Annotated in this window: 18 protein-coding genes; 3 read left to right on the forward strand and 15 right to left on the reverse strand. The window is 55.2% G+C overall.

Going from position 1 to position 16753, the window contains the following annotated elements; all coding sequences use genetic code 11:
* Positions 1–58 precede the first annotated feature (58 nt).
* Positions 59–661, reverse strand: coding sequence for a DUF2087 domain-containing protein (locus AC0LWM_RS07365; protein WP_474674266.1), 603 nt, complete (start codon positions 659–661; stop codon positions 59–61).
* A gap of 251 nt (positions 662–912) precedes the next feature.
* On the opposite strand from AC0LWM_RS07365, the gene AC0LWM_RS07370 reads away from it, so the two are divergent.
* Positions 913–2019, forward strand: a complete 1107-nt coding sequence (locus AC0LWM_RS07370; RefSeq protein ID WP_474674267.1) for a hypothetical protein — start codon at positions 913–915, stop codon at positions 2017–2019.
* Here the strand turns inward: AC0LWM_RS07370 and AC0LWM_RS07375 are convergent.
* The 13 genes from AC0LWM_RS07375 to AC0LWM_RS07435 form a co-directional block, all read right to left on the reverse strand.
* A complete protein-coding gene (locus AC0LWM_RS07375; protein ID WP_474674268.1) occupies positions 2004–2912 on the reverse strand; it encodes a diacylglycerol/lipid kinase family protein in 909 nt (302 codons plus the stop codon). The two genes, AC0LWM_RS07370 and AC0LWM_RS07375, sit on opposite strands and share 16 nt — an antisense overlap.
* A 137-nt stretch (positions 2913–3049) precedes the next feature.
* A complete protein-coding gene (locus AC0LWM_RS07380; RefSeq protein WP_474674269.1) occupies positions 3050–3520 on the reverse strand; it encodes a DinB family protein in 471 nt (156 codons plus the stop codon).
* Positions 3521–3551: 31 nt separating this feature from the next.
* The gene (locus AC0LWM_RS07385; RefSeq protein ID WP_474674270.1) at positions 3552–4601 is read right to left on the reverse strand and encodes a 23S rRNA (cytidine(2498)-2'-O)-methyltransferase RlmM; all 1050 of its coding nucleotides are present in this window, start codon (positions 4599–4601) and stop codon (positions 3552–3554) included.
* Entirely contained in the window at positions 4602–5378 is a 777-nt protein-coding gene (locus AC0LWM_RS07390) for an ABC transporter ATP-binding protein (protein WP_474674271.1), read from the reverse strand.
* An 8-nt stretch (positions 5379–5386) separates the two neighbouring features.
* Positions 5387–5713, reverse strand: coding sequence for a thioredoxin family protein (locus AC0LWM_RS07395; protein ID WP_474674272.1), 327 nt, complete (start codon positions 5711–5713; stop codon positions 5387–5389).
* Complete coding sequence (locus AC0LWM_RS07400; RefSeq protein WP_474674273.1) at positions 5710–6045, reverse strand: cyclic-phosphate processing receiver domain-containing protein; 336 nt, start codon at positions 6043–6045, stop codon at positions 5710–5712. Before AC0LWM_RS07400 ends, AC0LWM_RS07395 begins: the two co-directional genes overlap by 4 nt.
* A 93-nt stretch (positions 6046–6138) precedes the next feature.
* Entirely contained in the window at positions 6139–6975 is an 837-nt protein-coding gene (locus tag AC0LWM_RS07405) for a deoxyribonuclease IV (RefSeq protein ID WP_474674274.1), read from the reverse strand.
* A 5-nt stretch (positions 6976–6980) separates the two neighbouring features.
* Positions 6981–7796 carry an Fpg/Nei family DNA glycosylase gene (locus AC0LWM_RS07410; protein WP_474674275.1) on the reverse strand — a complete coding sequence of 272 codons (816 nt, stop codon included), beginning with the start codon at positions 7794–7796 and terminating at the stop codon, positions 6981–6983.
* Between the two features lie 46 nt (positions 7797–7842).
* Positions 7843–8652: a TIGR01457 family HAD-type hydrolase gene (locus AC0LWM_RS07415; RefSeq protein WP_474674276.1), complete on the reverse strand. Its 810-nt coding sequence runs from the start codon at positions 8650–8652 to the stop codon at positions 7843–7845.
* A 1-nt stretch (position 8653) separates the two neighbouring features.
* Positions 8654–9550, reverse strand: coding sequence for a DMT family transporter (locus AC0LWM_RS07420; RefSeq protein ID WP_474674277.1), 897 nt, complete (start codon positions 9548–9550; stop codon positions 8654–8656).
* 18 nt (positions 9551–9568) lie between these two features.
* Entirely contained in the window at positions 9569–10651 is a 1083-nt protein-coding gene (locus tag AC0LWM_RS07425; protein ID WP_474674278.1) for a Gfo/Idh/MocA family protein, read from the reverse strand.
* A 6-nt stretch (positions 10652–10657) separates the two neighbouring features.
* On the reverse strand, positions 10658–12085 hold the full coding sequence (locus tag AC0LWM_RS07430; RefSeq protein ID WP_474674279.1) for a ribonuclease H-like domain-containing protein: 1428 nt from the start codon (positions 12083–12085) through the stop codon (positions 10658–10660).
* A complete protein-coding gene (locus tag AC0LWM_RS07435; protein WP_474674280.1) occupies positions 12082–14367 on the reverse strand; it encodes a DEAD/DEAH box helicase in 2286 nt (761 codons plus the stop codon). The genes AC0LWM_RS07430 and AC0LWM_RS07435 overlap by 4 nt, the downstream gene beginning before the upstream one ends.
* Positions 14368–14740: 373 nt before the next feature.
* On the opposite strand from AC0LWM_RS07435, the gene AC0LWM_RS07440 reads away from it, so the two are divergent.
* Positions 14741–15364, forward strand: coding sequence for a nitroreductase family protein (locus AC0LWM_RS07440; RefSeq protein ID WP_474674281.1), 624 nt, complete (start codon positions 14741–14743; stop codon positions 15362–15364).
* A gap of 122 nt (positions 15365–15486) precedes the next feature.
* The gene (gene tlp, locus AC0LWM_RS07445; protein WP_474674282.1) at positions 15487–15696 is read left to right on the forward strand and encodes a small acid-soluble spore protein Tlp; all 210 of its coding nucleotides are present in this window, start codon (positions 15487–15489) and stop codon (positions 15694–15696) included.
* A gap of 43 nt (positions 15697–15739) precedes the next feature.
* On the opposite strand, the gene rnz is transcribed toward tlp, so the two are convergent.
* Positions 15740–16696 carry a ribonuclease Z gene (rnz, locus tag AC0LWM_RS07450; RefSeq protein ID WP_474674283.1) on the reverse strand — a complete coding sequence of 319 codons (957 nt, stop codon included), beginning with the start codon at positions 16694–16696 and terminating at the stop codon, positions 15740–15742.
* Positions 16697–16753 lie beyond the last annotated feature (57 nt).

Genomic DNA, 16753 nt, shown 5'->3' on the forward strand with positions numbered 1-16753 from the left:
GATGAGAGTCATTTTTTCCATAATAGAATTTATAAGTTTTCCGCAGATAACGCAGTAGTCAGCTCAACGTCTCCCATTTCGCCCAAATTTCCCGCGGGTTCATTTCATAAATTTCCTGCTCGCGATACAAATACTGGTGCATGATGAATTCCCGGCGAATCGTCGCAAAATCGGGATGAAACCGCTGAATGAACGCGTTGATCTCTTTTTCGGCATATTTCTTTCCATGCTCCAACTGCTCCACCATATACTCCAGTACGATCAGCTTTTTCTTCAGTTGAGATGGAATTTGCTTTAACGTGCCGTCCTTTGCAAAAAAATTACGCAGCACGGCATCGCGAAGCTTGTCGTTTTTTTCGGTTGCCGATTCCATGTCCGTTTCCTCCTTTCCCTTGTAAATAAAATCAAGCAGCGCCGAGGAATGCGCGCGGAGCATGTAATCGTGCAGCGAAAAATAAATCGTATTCTTGTCTCTGCGCTCCGACACGATGCCGACTTCGCGAAGCTTGGCCGCATGATGCGTAACGGTTGCCGGCGTAACGCCCAGCTTATCCGCGAGCGTTTGTCCGTTCAATTCCCCGCCGGACAACAAATGCAATATTCGAATGCGGTTCGGGTCGGCCAGCGCTTTATGGAATTGAACCAGCTTCTGCAGCTGCATGAGCAGGCATCTCCTTTCACAGCCATCTAATTTAATAACTATCTAATTAGATAATAATCTAATCTCGAGTGCGCAGTCAAGTTACTTTTCCGGCCACATTATAACGAACAAATACCTTTGACCGTATAGCTAACGTTTATTCGATATAATTTTTCCCGCGAATGTCTATACTGCTGAACAAAGGCATGTTTTTCCAATCGGGGAGCAGGTAAAACGGGCTCTATGCAAAGTACAAAAAAGAGGTGATATTCGTGATGAATTGGATGAACCGCGTCCGAATCGCAGTCCTATGCAGCGCATTGCTTGCGATGATGAGCTTTGGGTTCGAGACGGCAGCCTTCGCGGCGGAAACGCCGTCCGAACGACACGAGGAAATCTTTTCGATTCAATTCCTGAACGCCAGAGTGGGCTTTGCCGGCGGAAATGGTTTTATATCCCGAACATCGGACGGAGGGCGGAGCTGGAGCAAGCAATACGAAGGGAAAGAACGGATCGGAAGCTTGTTTTTCCTTAACTCGAAGCTCGGTTGGGCGATCGGAACGCCGGAAGATGGACAAGAACCTCTCACCGTGCTTCATACGACGGACGCCGGGCGGCATTGGGCGCCCATAGCCCGAGTGGACATCGGCTCGACAATCCGTTTCGTCAACCGGAAAGTCGGATTCAGCGGAGGCTGGATGACGGCAAACGGGGGCAAAACATGGGGACGGCTGCATGTGCCCGACCAAGTCGTAGGAGAACCGTTTTTTTATGACCGGATGCATGGCTGGGCCGTAACGTCCGATGCTAGCCGTTTCCGCATCGCGTTCACGACAACGGGAGGCGAACAGTGGAAAACCGTTCTCGAGAAAAAAATAGAAGGACCGCTTGGCGGAGCCGTCGTTCGGTCTACCGGGCAGAAAAATGCCTGGGTCCTGTTGATCGGCGGTTCCGGCATGTCGCAGACGTCCTATACGCTGATGCATACGCCCGATGGCGGACGCAGCTGGACAACGCCGGTAGTCCAATCGACCGCAGGCGGAGGTCCCGCCCCTGGATATGCGACCGGCGAGGCAGTCGATCGTCCGGGACCGAACATAAAGCCCGGCATGCTGCTGGCTTTGAACGGCACAACCGCCTTCTTAACAGGCGAATGCTCACCGTGCGGCGATGCAGGGGAAATTACGATCGGCTGGACACATGACGGGGGCAAGTCTTGGACGAATCAAGCCCGGAAGCTTCCCGGCCAACAAGCTGCGATCAGCTTCGTGGACGCGAAACGCGGTTGGCTTGCGACAAGAACGTACGGCAAACCGTCGGTGCTTTATGCAACGGATAATAGCGGACAAAGTTGGAAACCCGTCTATTTGTTTCGATAAAGCACGGTTACGGCTTGTTTCGCGATTTCGACGGCGAGCGGTGTTTCGCCGAACAGCTCTCCGTCGCCATGCGCCAGCATCGGACTTGCCGATGTGACTTCAAGTCGGCCTGCCCGATACATGGACACCGCGGGATGGCTCACATGCGTCCCGCGAAACACTTGCGGAAAAACGCGGAGTAATTCCATTCGTCCGACTCCGCTTACGACACACACATCCATGATGCCGTCGGATACCGAGGCTTGCGGGCATATGTTCATCCCGCCGCCGTAGGATGTAAAGTTCGCGGCGGCGATCAACCAAACATCGCTTACGGTTATGGCGCCGCCCTCGTCGAGTCGCAACGTAACGGCCCGCGTCTTGTAGCGAACTAGCACCTTGAGCAAACTGAAAACGTAAGCGAGCGAGCCGAGCCGGAGCGTATTAAACCATTTTTTGAGCGACGATTGATTGACCTCGTAAGCGACCGTGCCGTCGATCCCTATGCCAATGACCGTCACGCATAGTCTGCCGCCTACCTTCAGCAGGTCGATCCGCTGGCCGGCGGCGGTTAGAAGCGCTTCCAAAGCTTCCAATGGCTTCAGCGGCAGCTTCAGCCCTCGGGCGAAATCGTTGCCTGAACCTGCCGGAATAATGCCAAGCGGAATATCCGTATACGCGAGCTCTTGGACGACGCTTTGCACCGTGCCGTCCCCGCCGATCACGATAAATCCTCGAATGTCCCGTATATCATCTTGTTTCATGGTATGTATAAAGCGGGCAGCCTGCTCTTCGTTTTCGCTGAATGCCGCATGATAACGGATCCCTTTGCGCCGTAGAGCCCGCTCGACTTGCTTCCAAGCTTTTCCGCCTTTTCCGCTGCCGGATTTCGCATTGATCAAAAAGTAATACAAAAGGCGTTCCCCCTGCCGATGTCTCTATGTACATTCAAGCTACATGGGGAAACGCCTTTTGTCAATCGTTTCGGCCTCGGTTGTTTTTTCGGTTATGTTGCTCGTTAGTTTTCGTTCGTTGTTTTGCTTCGGTTCGTTTACCGGTTCCGATTCGCGTATGCTTCAAGCACGTGCCCGATTTGACCGATGTGGCCTTCCAGGTGCGTGACGGCTTTATGCGCGATATCGGAGAAGGTTAGCTTGCCCGCCTCCGTGTGGATGCCCGCGCGCTGCCAATCCTCAGGCTTCAAGCGGCGAAGTGTCGGCAGGAAGCTTTCGCGCTGCAGCCGAATCAGTTCCAAGGAAATGAATACATCCGCGCCTGCGTAATCCAGGCGTTCCGCCCATAAATCCTGATCGAACGCGGTCAGCAGCGGATTGTCCTCCGCGAGCACTTTTTTCATTCGTTGGATGAGCACTGACTCGGTATCGGCCAAATGAACGATAATTTCTTTTACCGACCACGAGCTCGGATTCGGTTTGAAGTTGACCGCCTCCACAGACAATCCCTCGACCGCTTGCGCGACCTTCGAATACCCGCTTGCGAAACTTTCGACAACCTGTTCCATTCCCCCACAATCCCTTCCGCCGCCTTCGGCATTATTGTTTCCGCAAATATAGGGTGAATTCTTCGCGGTTATGAAATAATTGCTTCGCCTTGACCAGCGTTAGCGGCGGACTCAATTTATCGAGCACGTCTCTCAGCGTCTGGAAAGGCTTCTTGTGCATCAGCTTGACGGTGATGATCGCGATGCCGCCCGGTGCGAGCGCGTAGAGCAAATCGGCGATCAGCTTCGCCATCAGCTTCGGATTCCAGCTCATATCGCATACGAGCAATTCGAATTGATCGTCTTGAAATTTGACCGCATCCGCCGTCTTTCGCAAGAAGGTTAACCGCGGATGGCCGTTCAAGGACGGGTGCAATGCCGCGGGATCGATCGCCGTGACGCGCAAGCCGCGCTCAAGCAACAGCGATGTCCAGCCGCCCGGCGCCGCGCCGATATCGACTGCGTTCCGGCAGGAGGCGAAATCGAGTCCGAACGCCCGCTCCGCTTCCAGCAGCTTGAATTTGGCACGGGATATTTGCTCTTCTTCTTTTTGGAAGCGAACGGCGCCGCCCGCCCAATCGGATAAATTATCCTCCGGCCGCGAAATGCCGAAGTACACTTCGTTTTTGCCGGCAAACACGGATACGATCCAGTCGGCATGGCGCACGGCCGGTTCCGCCTCGATCGCGCGCAGCGTCTCGTCCAGCGCCGCTTTCGCTTCATGCGCCGCGAACTCGAACGGACTGCCCGGCGCTTTGCGGATTTGTGCCGCGACGCGCGAACCCGACAAGTCCACCCGTCTTGCGGTCAGCAATGACGCGAGCCGTGCCAGATCGGCTCCAGGCTCGGTCAAGGCAAACCGCTCCTCCACCGGCTGGATGTGCCGGATGAAGATCGGTTCATTGTCCAATATCGTGCGGACGGCCTCAGCCCGCGGTACGGGGACCTCGAACATGAAAATTTCCGCAGGAACCAATAAGGTCACTTTGATCTCCGGAAACAATCGCCGGATTTCCTCTTGGCCGTATTGGGCAAAACCGCTGTTCGCCGTCGCGATCCAGGCCGATCCGGCGTTCCCTTGCTCCGTTATGTAACCGCCCACTTATTCAACCCCCGATAATACGCGTATCCAAGGACGTTCGCCGAACCATTCCATCTCTACTGCCACTTGGTAAGCCTTCTGCAAGTTTTCCGCGTTTAGGACCGATTTTTTCGGACCCGCCGCAACAAGCTTGCCGCGTTCGATCAACGCAACGTGCGTGAACACTGACGTTATCTCTTCGATATGATGCGTCACGTACACGAGACTGATTTGCTTCCGGCCAAGGGCATTAATGTCGGCCAGCAGCTTTTCGCGTTCGTACAGGTCGAGTCCGGCGCACGGTTCGTCCATGATCAGCACTTTCGGCTCCGACATGAGCGCGCGGGCCAGCATCACTTTTTTGCGCTCGCCTTGCGACAAGGAGCCTAGCGTGTTGTTCCGCAGGTGGCCGAGCTTTACTTCATCGAGCAGGGCGAACGCCTTCGCTTGAACCTCGTCCGGAATCGCTTCGTAAAACCGGAGGAAGCCATATTCTCCCGTCGCTACGACCTCCCAAACCGGATCGCGCAGCGTCATTTTTTCCAGCAGCGATTGGCTGATGTAGCCGATTTTTTTGCGCACCTCGCGGACGTCGCATTCGCCATACACGTTGCCCAGCACCTCGATCGTACCGCTCGACGGGAACATGTACCCGGTCATCATTTCCAGCAGCGTCGTTTTGCCTGAACCATTTTTGCCGAGGATAACCCAATGCTCCCCTTCTTTCATCTCCAGCGAGACGCCGTCCAAAATTTGATGCTCCTCGCGGCGCAAATATAAATTCGATAATTGAATCATGGCATGAATCATCCTTCCTCTATCAGTAACGGCGTAAGCAGCCGGAGCAAATGATCGACCGATCGCATGGCGTACGTTTTCAGCACCGGACGGCCTTGATGAATGACAAGCAGGCAGGGAATGCTTTCAATTTGCCATTCTCTGACGAATGCGGGCATGTAATTGACGTTCGCCTGAGCAATCGGCCAAGCGGGTCGCATATGCTGCACGACCTCCAGCATCCTGGCCCCTGCCTTGCACGTTCCGCATAGCGGCGTAAAAACGAATAGCGCAAACGGCTCCGAGCCGCCGCTCATCCGATCGCGCAATTGTTGTTCCGACCATTCGGCGATCATCGCGCCCGCCTCACTTGCTCCAGAAGCGCCTCCGGCATCGGCCCGTTGACCAGTTGAACGTTCTCCGGTTTATGCTGGTAGAGCAGCTGGTACATTTGCATCCTGCCCGATGGACTGGAGGTGTGCAGGTAGATTCGCTTGGCGAATACCCTGTTCTCCACCATATGGCGGACGACGTCAAAGCCGTTCGGCTGCCCCCATCCCAGATCATAATCCAGCGATAAAATGTCGACCTCACAGCCGTTTAGCAGCTCGATGCACTCCATCACGTTTTTCGCGGCAACAAAACCTTCGGGACAAGTCCGGTAATCGTCCAAATAGACGTGTATCATAAAAATCTCATCCTTCCGTCAAGGATTCACGGTCGGCTCCAGCCTAATTGGCGCCGCATCCGATCCTGTCGTTCCCCGCCGCGGTACCTGGCATTATTCCGTCAGCCTTCGCAATTGCGCGATCTGCCCCCGATGCGTGCCGTCTTCGTCATAAGGCGTTTCCAGTACGATCGGGATGTGTGCGGCAAACGGAGAACGAAGCAGCTCCGCAATCGGTTCGGCGCCGATAAAACCATCGCCGACGCGGGCATGCCGATCTTTTTTCGAACCGCTCGGGTATTGGCAATCGTTCAGGTGAATCGCGCGCAAATGCTCGAAATACCCAAGCTTCGTCCCTTTCTCAAGCAGCTCTTGCCAATTGCGTCCGTTCCAAATGCCGCTGGCAAATGCATGGCACGTGTCGAAGCAAAAACCGATCCGGTTCGGCGCGTCCGTCAAGCTGCGCACTTGAGTCAATTCCTCGAACGTCGTGCCCATGTCGCCGTCGCCCGCCTGGTTTTCAATCAGGATTTGGGCGTTCCCGCTCCAACGCGCAATGACTTGATTTAAACATTGTATTATATTTTTGTAGCCTTGTAACCTATCTTTCCCTTTCTCCTTGTAGATGCCGAAATGAACGACGAGGCCTACGGAACCGCAAGCCTCGGCGATCGTTAAATCGTTGAGCAAAGACTCCGCCTGCAAATCCCGGCGATCCGCCGATTCCGCCGCCAAATTGATCGGATATGGAGCGTGTGCGATGGACCGAATGTCATGCTGCCTGCAGTAGCTTGCACAAGCCTCGGCGTCTTGCGGATCAAACGATTTGATCGTAACGCTTCTCGGATTTTTCGAAAAATATTGAAAGGCGTTCGCGCCTAGCGCATGCGCCGTGCGCGCCGCACCGGAATAGCCGTTGCGAATGCTGACATGACTTCCGATCCAATACACGACATTCACCGCCCGTGCTGGCAGCCGGCGCAATAAAACAGCTTTCTGCCCGATAATTCCTCTTGAACGACAGGCGCTCCGCATCGGTAACACGCTTCGCCTCCGCGATCGTATACTTTGCACCGATCATTATAGCCGCCGGTCAGCAAATCTCCGGCATATGTAGGGGATTCGATATAACCGCCGTGCGCCATCGCCTCCCGCAGCACCGTCCCGATGGAGCGGTACAGCCGTTCGACGGTTTGCGGCTCCAAATCCGGCCACTTGGCATGCGGCAGCACGCCTGCGTCAAAACAGATTTCGTCGGCGTAACAGTTGCCGATGCCGGCAATAAAGCTCTGGTCGACAAGCGCCGTCTTGAGCGTGCCTTTTTTGGCGGCAGCCATCTTCGCGAATTTCTCCGGCGTAAAGTCCGGCTGAAGCGGTTCGGGGCCGAGCTCGGCCATTTTTTCCTTCGCTTCCTTAGCCGTCAGCAAATGCAAATATCCTAATCGGAGACCGATGAAATACAAATGCTCCTCGCCAAAAGAAAGAACAATTTGAGTCGTCCGGTCCGGTTTCTCCTGCTCCGTTCCGTAGAACATCCAGCCGCCGAGCATCAAATGCAGAAGCAGCCGTTTTCCGTTGTCCAAATGAAATAATAGGTGTTTCGCTCGCCGTTCGATGAACAAGATGCGCGTATGCAGCACGTCCGCTATAAACGCTTCGGGATCGACGTTGATCGATTTTGCCCGGTTCACTTGGACGGCGGTAATCGTTTTATCGACAACGCGCTCGGCCAGCAGCCTCCGGTACGTTTCCATTTCCGGCAATTCGGGCATGGGAAATCCTCCTAAAAGATTATAAACTTCGAACTTTTATGATCACTTATTGCCCAATCGTCTTTGAAATATACACGCTTAACGCCTCTAGGTCGGCGCAGGTGACATCCGGCTCGCAGCCCGCCTGATCGGCCATCGCGCGGTAGTTGTCCTCCGTCGTAATGCCGGTCATGACAAGAACGGTGCGACAGTCCGCAGCATACCCTGCCGCAATATCGGTCAGCATGTTGTCGCCGATCACGATCGTATGCTTCGCGTCGCTGCCGAGCCGCTCCATCGCATACCGCATAATAATATTCGAAGGTTTGCCGATGACGACCGGCGTGACGCCGGTTGCCGCGCGAATGGAAGCCGACAGCGTACCTGCGCCGGGGACGAGCCCTTCGTCGGTCGGCAGCAGCAAGTCGGGATTCGTCAGCACGTAAGCTGCCCCCTCGCGGATCGCCCGAACGGCATGCGCCAGTTTTCCATATGTAAACGAGCGGTCGATTCCTTGTACGACAAAATCCGGTTGCTCCGCGCCCATCTCGAGCACGTTCAGGCCGGCAGCGCGCAGCGCGGTTTCCAGTCCGATTTCGCCGATCATGGCGATGCGGGCTGAAGGCTGATGCTCGGCAATATACTGCGCCGCAGCTTGTGCAGCCGTATAAACATCGTCAGCCGACGCCTCGATTCCCATCTCCCGCAAATGCTCGGCAACCGCCTCCGGGGTACGCGACGAATTGTTCGTGACGAACAAATACGGCACGCCGTCTTGCTTCAACTGCTTCACGAATCGGTCGGCAAACAGGATCATCGATTTGCCGCGATATAGCGTTCCGTCAAGATCAATCAGTAACGCATCACGTTTATTCATGCTATGCTCTCCTGTTCTTCCATGCGGCCGCCCGGGGCTTCGACGTAAACAGATAAACGCCCGCAATGACGATTGCGGCGCCTGCGATCTGACTCGCCCCCATGTTCTCCCCAAGCAGCACGAATGCCAGTATCGCTGTAAAAACCGGATTAAAATTAAGAAATATGCCGGAGTTCGTACCGCCGATCGCCTGTACGCCGATGTTCCAGAACAGCATGGCCAGCACCGTCCCCCCAAGGCTCATATAGATCACGGCAATCCAGAATGTCGCCGTCCCGTTCTCGATTCCGAATGTAGGAAGGTTAAACGGGATTAGGATCAATGAGCCGAAAATCCCCGCCCATAACGTCGCCATGTAGGGTGACACATGCTGCATCGCTTTTTTGCCGGCAACGGAGTAAAGCCCCCAAATGCCTACCGCGGCCAGCATCCATAAATCGCCGACATTAAAATGGAACCGCAGCAATATGCCGAGATCGCCATGCGAAATGACGACCAGCACACCGATCAGCGATACGATCACGGCCAGCAGCTGACGGCGCGTCATTCGTTCCCGCAAAATCAAAAACGATGCGATTGCAATCGCAACCGGATTGAGCGCCGACAGCAGGCCGACATTGTCCGCCGTCGTTCGTTCCAATGCAAAAAACATAAATACATTAAACAAAACCACCCCCGTCAGTCCCATCAGAAAAAGCGGCAGCAGCGCCCGAACCGGCGGCAGCAGCCGTTTCTCTTTGAACCAAACGATCGGCAGCAGGAGCAGCGTTGCGGAAATCCAGCGCAAATTCGTTAATGTCATCGAGTCCGCATGGCCTACCGCAAATTTGCCGGCCACAAAATTTCCCGCCCATAGCAGGCTCGTGCATAACAGTAGCACGTAATAAACGACTTTCATCGAAGTCCTTCTTTCAAGTTATCGCTTATTCTGCTGCAATACGCGTTCGATCCATTCTTCAGTCTTTAAGCAATCCTCGAAGGATGGTGCGATACCTTCCCAGCGGTCTTCGCCCGCAATGCGGTGCAAGAAATGATTCAATGCGCCGAAATGGCTGTCGAGCGACATGCCCATCGTCGATTTGTCGTCCGGAACAAGGACGAGTTCAGCGGGAACGGGGAGCTTCGGCGACGAACCGTCGAGCAGCTTGACAGCCGGGACGTATTCCTTCTCCAAATCGCAAACGATGCTGCCCTTCGTGCCGACGATTTCCACATCCAGCGCATCGGCGCCCCATGCGATTCTTGAAACCTCCGCGACGCCTTGAACGCCTGAAGCGGTAGTCACATGCATCAATGCCCAATCGTCCACCGTCATCTGCACGAGCTCGCCGTTACCGCCGGCGCTCGGCCGCTGCTTGACGAACGTGTTCGTCTGCCCGTGCACATCGGTAATTTCGCCGAACCAATGCTGGAACATATCCAAGATATGAACGCCAAGATCGGTTATGGCGCCTCCGCCGGAAAGCCCTGTCTCGAGCCGCCAACTTACCGGGCGCGCGGCGTTTAAATAACCGGAGCGCATGTAGCGGATTTTACACTGAAGCACATCACCGATTAAGTTTTCGGCAAGGGCCGCCCGAATGCGCATCACCGCAGGGTGGTACCGGTACACGAGCGCCACCTGCCGCGTCAGCGATGACGATATCGAGCCCACTAGCTGCTTCGAACGATCGTACGTATCCGTTAACGGTTTTTCAAGGTAAATCGCTTTGCCGGCCTGCGAAGCTTTGATCGCTTCATCGAAATGCATCGCGTTCGGCGTGCAAATGTCGACAACGTCGATGTCGCCGGTTTGCAGCGCCTCGTCAACCGAAGACACGACATTTCGGAAGCCGATGGCGAGCGCTTGCTCGCGATTTGACTCCGGATTCCGCGTAACCAGCGTATCGAGAATAGGTACAAAGGGCAGCTTCTTGACGACCGGCATCGCCCGCAAAGCTACGATATGGGTTTTGGCGATGTTGCCAAGTCCAACAAATGCAAAACGTATTGGTTTCATCTCATGTCATCCTTCCATTATCCCGAGATCGGCGAACAAGTCCGAGTCGTAATCAGACTCCGTCCGTCTCGATCTTGTTTTGCGCGTAGGTGCATCCGCCGCTTGCCCTTGCCGGGCTTGCTTGGATCGCAATCGCTCTACGCGCTTGTTCAGTTCCTCGACCACGGCCTGCTGCTTTTTATCCCGTCGCAGCGCAGACAATCTTCGCTTCGCCTGCTGCAGCGCTTCCTCCGCATAATACAGCGCCATGGCCGCGTCTTTTTGCTTGTGCTCGTAATACATGGCGAGCTCGATCCATGCTTCGAGCTGGCCGCCGATTTGGGCGCTCCGATCCTGCGATTGCTCCACGGAACGCTTCCATAACGCAACGGCCTGTTCGTAATCGCCCGCTTTTTTGTACCGCGAAGCGATCAGGCAATAGTAGGGAGCCAGGTTCGCTTCCCGGCCGAGCAAATGCGAAATCGCCGCCTCCGCTTCGTGCTTGCAGCCCATTTTATCAAGCCACGCGCCTGTCCGGTAAAGCTCCTCAGGCTCCATCTGCGTCAGATCGATTCGGCCTAGCAGCACGCGGCTGAAATGAACCGCAAGGCAAGCAAGCGTCATAATGTCGCGTTCGTTATGCTCGAAAACGCCGTCCAGCGGCCCGGCATCCCCTGTAGCAAGGTATTGAAAATAGATCGCCGGAGCGAAAGAACCCGATACGTCATTCACCCGTTTGATGCCAAGCCGCTCCTCCTCGACGTGGCTCAGCCGGCAAGACACGAGCGTGTTACGCCAGACGCTGCGGGAAGGATACAGGAAATCCAGTTGGCGGGGTTCCTCGGCCGGAAGCTTCATCCGGTTCAGCACAAAGCGGTTTTTGATGATCGGCCAGTCGAACGTCCGCCCATTATAGGAAACGATATGCGTATACCGTCTCAGCAGCTCCAGCAAATAAGCAAGCATGGCAAGCTCCTCGGCCGGATTTCGGATGAACAGCTGCTCGACGACAAAAGAGCTTTGCCGGTAAAACCCGATGCCGATCATAAAAGGGACGTTGCCCGCGCCAATGCCAAGACCTGTTGTCTCCGTATCGAGAAACAACAGCTTGTCGCACAATACCGACGCGCCGCCCTCCTCGAAGGCGGAAAGCGCCGATGCCGTTTCAGTCAACTCATCGAACGAATAATAGCCGTGCGCATGCTCCAAAGCATATTCGCGGCGTCGGCAAATGAATTGCCCCCATTCGTTCGTCACGTATTCGGCGCCGAGCTGCTGCCATTCGGGAGCGAGCGGTTCCTCCCGCTCTCCAGCGCCGCCGGTGCCTGACTGACAAGTCGCATCTTCGTGAGACGCGGCCGATCCATGCTCCTCCTCCGTTTCACGCTGAGAAGCGGCGGGTGCAAGAGACATGGACGGCTTCAGCCGGGCGAGCCGATCCTTCAGCCCGCTCATCGCGCGCCTCCGGCAGCCGCCAGCAACTGAAGCGCGTGCTTCTTGCCGAGCAGGCCGATTTCCTCGATCGGCCCGACGCAAGCCGGGCAGCCGCTCTGGCACGTGCAGCGCTCGATCAATCCGGCCGCCTGGGCCAGCAGTTCCTCGTGCACCTCGTACAATCGTTCGCTTAAGCCGACACCGCCGGGATAGCGGTCATAGAAGTAGATGGTCGGCTGCTTCGTATGGACGGCCTTGACCTGCGGAACGACGCGAATATCGAGCGGATCGCACATGAGATAGAGCGGCGCGATATGCACCAGCACGTTGGCGAGTCCCATCAGGGCGAATTGCATGTCGTTGGCGCCAAGCCGGGCCGCCGCCTCATCGCTGAACGAGAACCAGTAAGCGCTCGTATGCAGCTCTTCCTCCGGAAGATGGATCGGCCCGGAGCCGATATTCTCATGCGTGCGGAGGCGGATTTTTTTGAAAATCGTCGCCTTGGCATTGACGGTAACTTCCCCGTAATACCGCATTAAATCGCCGTTTTGCTTCTCCTTGTCGATATGCAGCACTTTAAGCTGCACCGCCAAGTTCGCGTCGGTAAAATAATCGACATTCACTTCCCGAACGTACGCCTTTTTTTCCTCATAGTCAAGCTTTTCGACTTGATATTGTACGCCCTCGTGGATATAGATCGCTTCCTCATGGATGAGCGTGGGCGCGCCGAACCGGTCGACTTCGCCGATGACTTTGCTGCCTTCGGTCATATCGATGATGATGAAGTTCTCCTGTGCCGCCGATCGCAGCGAGATACCGTGTGCGGGGAAGGACTGATCCATCCAGTACCATCGATTGTTAACGTGGTGAAGCACTTTCTCCTCGACCAGAAATTCCAGCACGTCGGCCAGCGTCTCCCCGCCGAACGTTTCCCCTTCCTCGAACGGCAGCTCGTAAGCCGCGCATTTGATATGATCGATTAATATGATTAAATTGTCGGGATGGATGAGCGCCCGCTCCGGCGATTTCTCGAAGAAATATCGCGGATTGTCGATGATGTACTGATCGAGCGGGTTGCTGCTCGCAACCATGAACGTAATCGCGCTGCCTTGACGGCGTCCTGCGCGGCCCGATTGCTGCCAAGTGCTCGCGATCGTGCCGGGGTATCCGTTTAGCACGCAAGCCTGCAGCTGGCCGATGTCGATCCCGAGCTCCAGCGCGTTCGTGCTGACGACGCCGCGGATCTCGCCGCTGCGCAGGCCGCGTTCGATCTCGCGCCGCAGCTTCGGCAAATAACCGCCGCGATAGCCGCGGATCGATTTGGTGCCGAGCTCGTTCTTCACGAGCTCCTGCAAGTACGTCAGCAGCAGCTCCACGCGGACGCGGCTGCGCGCGAAAACGATCGTCTGCACGCCTTGGCGGAGCAGCTGCGCGGCCAGCTTGCGCGTCTCCAGCACGCTGCTGCGGCGAATGCCGAGCTGCCGGTTGACGACCGGCGGATTGTAGAAGACGAAATGCTTCTCGCCGGCAGGCGCACCGTTGTCGTCGACAAGCGCCACCGATTCGCCGATCAACCGCTCGGCATGCTCCCGCGGATTGTCGATCGTCGCCGAAGCGCAAATAAACTGCGGATTCGAGCCGTAAAACCGGCATATCCGCTTGAGCCGGCGAATGACGTTGGCGACATGGCTGCCGAACACGCCCCGATAGGAATGGACCTCGTCGATGACGATATATTTAATATTTTCGAATAGTTTTACCCATTTCGTATGATGCGGCAGGATCGCCGAATGCAGCATGTCGGGATTGGTTACGACCACATGACCGGCATTGCGCACCGCTTGGCGCACCGTAGGTGGCGTATCGCCGTCGTACGTATGCGTCTTGACGTCGGCTTCCATCAAATTGACGAGCTCGTGAAGCTCCGCCACTTGATCCTGCGCCAGCGCTTTGGTCGGAAACAGATATAGCGCCCGCGCGCTATCGTCTTCCATGATGCGCTGCAGCACGGGAAGGTTGTAGCACAACGTCTTGCCCGAGGCCGTCGGCGTAACGGTAACGAGATGGTTGCCTCGGCGTACTTGCTCGTACGATTGAGCTTGATGCGTATATAAACGGGTGATGTTTTTGTCCTTCAGCGCCCGAACGATGGCAGGGTGAACGTCAGCCGGCATCTCCGCATAGCGGGCATCGCGCGGCGGTATCGTATGCCAGTAGGTCACTTGTTCCATTATATCCGGCTGCCTTTTGATCGACTCGATCCACTCTTCCAATGACGCCGCTTTCCCTGTCAAACGGTTCATCCTAGTTCCTCCATTACTCCATTTCACTTTCTTCTATTCTACAGAATACATGTTCGCGCGGCAATACCGGCGCTTTGTTTTGTATTTCTAACGGCCGCGCCACATTTCGGCCGACCATTCCCCATCCTTCGATAGAGCAAGTTAGGACGAATGTTCATCGATTCCTGCCAAAAACGTGCGAATCCGAACGAATTCGGGTCGAATGCTTCCGATTTTTTGGACCAAAATGATAAAATGATGCCGAGACTTATGTCGGATCCTGCGCTTTCCCGGGAAACTTTTTTGATTATTTCCGGTAAAGATGCAATGCGAACCGTCTTCGTTTATGATTAAAGCAGCTTTTTCATTTCCCATAAATTGAGGAGGATACGAAATGACCCATCCGCACCCATCCCTTGCAAACGAAGTAGCGCAATACCGGCAGCCCGAGCAAGCCGTCGATCCCGCATTTTTGAACCGCTGGTCGCCGCGGGCTTTCAAGTCCGATTCAGTGCCTTCGGACCTGCTAATGAGCGTCCTCGAAGCAGCGAAGTGGGCTCCGTCCGCGAACAACGAGCAGCCATGGCGTTATATCGTCGCCCGAACGCCCGAAGCGCTTGCCAAGTTTTATACGTTTATCAATCCCGGCAATCTCGATTGGTGTGCGAAAGCGCCCGTACTGCTGCTCGCCATCTCGAACAAAATGAGCTCCCGCGGGACGAATAACCGGGCTCATGCCTTTGACGCCGGTACAGCTTGGGGGTATTTGGCGCTCGAAGCATCCCGCCAAGGTCTGGTTACCCACGCGATGGGCGGTTTTCAACCGGATCTGGCCCGGGAAACGCTTGGCATTCCGGAGGAATATGAACTGCATGCGGTGATCGCCATCGGCTATCGCGGAGACAAAAGCATGCTGAACGAGCAGCAGCAAGAGCGCGAGGTTCCTTCCAGCCGAAGGCCGCTGCATGCTTCTCTGTTCGAGGGAGAGTTCGGCACGCCGATAGAGCCTTCCAAATAACGGATGGTCTTGCCGATACATATGATTTTGCCGATTCCTTGCATAAGCTGCCGCCGCTTTTGGCATCTTATTTGAGGGCAAGCTTTTACACCACGACCATAAATAGCAGGAGGCAGAATCATATGGCAAAACCAGACGATCGTTCCGATAACGCAGAGAAGATTCAAAACGCCGTAAACAATACCATCGAAAACATGGAGGAGTCCGAGGATTATTTGGACGAGCATGCCGATGAAATTTCCGGCGACGAGCTGCAAGCGATACAAGAAAAGAACAGAAATCGTGCCGCAAGCATCGAAGGCATGAAAGAAGAAATCGAGGACGAGTCCTAAAATCGCGGCTTCCTCACATGTGTAAAGCCCATCATCTTGAACTTCACGTTCTTGATGATGGGCTTTGTGTTTTGACGATCGGGTACATCCACAAATCATGGGCAACATACGCATTTTCAAATATGGCTTTCGCTTCGTTCTGCAGTTGTTCGACGTCTTCGTCCGCGTAGCGGGAGCTGATATGCGTCATGATGAGCGCCCGTGCCTGGGCTTCCTTGGCCGTACGAGCCGCTTGTTCCGTCGTAGAGTGATAATATTTGTGCGCGAGCTCGCCTAAATCCGCGCCAAACGTCGCTTCATGCACCAATACATCCGCGTTACGCGCTAACCGGACCGCCGACGGGCAAGGCCTTGTATCGCCTAGAACTACGACAATTCTTCCCGGCTCCTTTAGCCCGACTACATCTTCGGGGTGCACCGTCGTACCGTCAGTCAGCGTGATCGCCTCCCCCCGTTTCAGCTTGCCGTATAAAGGCCCCGGAGCAACGCCAAGCTGCTCCAGCTTGCTGGCATCAAGCTTGCCTGGTTGGTCGGCCTCCACGATGCGATAGCCGTAGCTATCGATGCGATGCTCGACACGTGCCATCTCCACAGTGCATTGCTCATCTTCATAAATGACCGTCCCGTGCTCATCGGCATCGATCTCTTGAACATGCAGCTCATAGGTTAAGTGAGCCTGGCTAACCTGAAGCGACATCTCGATATAAGCTTTAACGCCCGTCGGTCCAAAAACCGTTAGCGGAGTTTCGCCGCCTTGATACGCTCGGCTCGTCAGCAATCCTGGCAAGCCATACAAATGGTCGCCATGCAAGTGCGTAATGAACAGCTTTTCCAGCTTGCTTAGCTTCAGCGGCGATTTGAGCACTTGATGCTGCGTGCCCTCGCCGCAGTCAAACATCCATAATGCTCCCCGTTCCCCCAGCAGGCGAAGAGCTACGGAAGTGACATTGCGTTTTTTGGTCGGGCTGCCTGCTCCCGTGCCGAGAAAATAAAGCTCCATTCGATCGCCTCCTTCATCCTATTTTTCCATAAAAGTGTAATAATATCTATTCCATTG

The organism is Paenibacillus sp. sgz302148, assembly GCF_056120465.1.